General features: G+C 48.6%; 1 protein-coding gene. It reads left to right on the forward strand.

From position 1 onward, the window contains the following. The first annotated feature begins 772 nt into the window (after nucleotides 1-772). A complete protein-coding gene (ltrA, locus tag ACESSZ_RS16305; protein ID WP_216880740.1) occupies nucleotides 773-2668 on the forward strand; it encodes a group II intron reverse transcriptase/maturase in 1896 nt (631 codons plus the stop codon). Nucleotides 2669-2829: the final 161 nt, after the last annotated feature.

Genomic DNA, 2829 nt, shown 5'->3' on the forward strand with positions numbered 1-2829 from the left:
AAGAACCGTGCGAAACGTTGTGCATAAGCCCTTGTTGACAGCAAGGACGAACAGCGCCATGTGATTGCACTTAGCAATAAGAAAATATCACAGAGAACTTGAATCTCGAAATCAGGGGTGAAATTCCCCTGCCGTACAGAACCAACGCCGGAAAGGAGCAATTCCATAGCGGTCTGTCAAACCGCAGGCAGTACGAGAGCTAATACTCCACTGTGCGCTGCGCATCTGTAAATGCGCTGGGTACAAAGCGTGGTGAAGTCGTAACCTGAAAACCTAAACCCTGCAAGGGGGCATGGAGAATAATGGTGCGGGCTTCCGAAACCTATGGCTATTCGTAAGTGAAAGCTATGCAGCATCGTAAGAGTAGACGGCATCCGAAAGGGTGAACATTGGAAAAAGCGTGTGTGGCTGGTTTTTCTGCACACGCCCTGGGGAATGAAATGTCCACATGGAATCATGCAAAAACTGTGGTTCAAAGCATGGTTAGATTTTCCCGGTGTAAGGTAGCGGCCTAAGGGTTTCAATGGTCAGCAATGACCGCAAGGATAGAGATTCAGGAACGTTTGAGAGCCTGTATTTGGAGTGTTACAGCACAGCGAAGAATACAGGAAGTCAGCCGTACCATAGTAGTCTGCGGCTGGGTAATGCCAGCTACACGGGGCTGAAATGCTCCACGGCGAAGGGTACGAGTCAAACTGATTCACAAATTTCACAAAACGAAAATCCAATAACTCCCTGAAAGATGGGTGACGAACTGCGAGGTGAAAACCTTGTGCATTTGAACGTCAGATTTTCAACGGAAACGGAACTGAAAGCCATTCAGGATATGCTCTATGAGAAATCCGGGCAAGGCGTTTCGTTCACCGGACTGGTGGAAGCAATGGCGCACGAAGTCACCATTGTGACCGCCATCCATAACATCAAATCCAACAAGGGTAGTAAAACCGCCGGAGTGGACAAGGTGAAAATGGACAAATATCTGCAAATGCCAAAAGATGAACTGATTTTATTGATTCAATCGTGTTTTCGCAATTACCAGCCCAAACCAGCCCGCCGTGAATATATTCCAAAAAGCAACGGCAAAATGCGGCCGCTGGGAGTCTCTACGGTACTGGACAGAATCATACAGGAATGTGTGCGGCTAATCATAGAGCCAATATGCGAAGCGAGATTTTATCCGCACAGCTATGGCTTCCGCCCCTACCGGTCACAAAAGCACGCAATCCGGGACATTATCAATGTAATCAACGCCGGGTGTAAATCCCCCGACCAGGCTGTGTGGGCAGTGGAAGGTGACATTCAAGGGTGTTTTGACAACATCAGCCACCGGATACTGCTCCAAAAAGTATGGCGAATGGGCATCCATGATAAACGGCTGCTGAAAATCATCAGCCAAATGCTGAAAGCCGGGTATATCGAACGGGATTTGTACCACAAAACGGAAACCGGCACACCGCAGGGAGGAATCCTTTCCCCTCTGCTGTCGAACATTTATCTGAACGATTTTGACTGGTATGTGGGGCGAACCTACATGGAGCCGCATCGTAAATGCAAACACAAATGTAACGATACCCGAAGGCTGAAATGGGCAGGAACCACCCCAAAGTACAATTTTCGTTATGCCGATGACTGGGTGGTGCTGACTTCTACGGAAAAGGAAGCGTTCCGTATGAAGCGTGAGTTGACAAAATACTTTAAGCAAAAACTGAAACTGGAACTGTCGCAGGAAAAGACCTATGTAACCGATTTACGGAGGGGAGGGATACATTTCCTCGGTTACATCGTCAAGGCGGAGCAAAAGCGCAAAACGCCTGACCCCGCAACGTGGACGGAACACTTGGTAGGAAAACCACTGCCGGATATGGAACGGCTGTCCAAGAAAATTGGGAATCTGCTGGAGCAAGTACACCGTATCGAGCTATATTCAAAGCCCAACACACAGGCCGCCCAGATACAATATGTAAATTCCATCATTCTGGGACTGGCGCAGTATTACCAGCCGTCCATCTGTTCACACGCTTATCACGCAATCGACCGCAGAGTGAATAATGCGGCACTGGCTGTTTGGAAAAGGCTGTTTCCGAAGCAGTATAACCAGATGCAGGTTCCGTTGAAAACGCTCTGCAATCTTCCGCACAGGCACGAAGGATATGAGAGCAAAACCTTTGCAATTCCCATTGAGGGAAAATGGTTTGGAATCACCTATGCGTTTATCACGCACAGCCGGTATGAGAGCAAGCCATTTGACCAGAAGATGACCCCTTACACAGTGGAGGGCCGCAGGCGGTACGTGAACTACCGAAACAAACACAAACCGCTGCCCTGTGACCGGCCATCCATCAATACCCCGGAGGATATTGCCCTTGCCTGCTATGCAGACGGAAAGCGTTGGAAAGCAAATTTTGAATACTTCATGAACCGCGAGTATGCCTATAACCGGGATAAGGGAAAGTGCAAATGCTGCGGAAAACCATTTTCCATAACAGTTCCAAAACACTGTCACCACATCGACAACCAGCTTCCAATCGAAAGAATCAATAAAGTTCCCAATCTGGCATGGCTCTGCGAATCGTGCCACCGCATGGTTCATAACAGCCCTATACCGCCTGAGCTGGAAGCAAAGGCGGTGCGCAAAATCATGAAATACCGAGATAAACTCAAACCGTGAAATTTGTGAGTGCGCTGTACTCGTGAGGGTGCAGTGGTATTGAAATCTGAAGGAAGAAAGTAAATCAGTTTGATGGTACGCCGGGTGCGCTGAAAGGTGCACGCCCGGCGTGAGGTGGGGGAAAATCTGGAGATTGCTTCAAAGGATTACCTATCACCATT

The organism is Eubacterium sp. 3_1_31 (assembly GCF_964249515.1).
Classification (GTDB): Bacteria; Bacillota_I; Bacilli_A; order Erysipelotrichales; family Erysipelotrichaceae; genus Longicatena; species Longicatena caecimuris.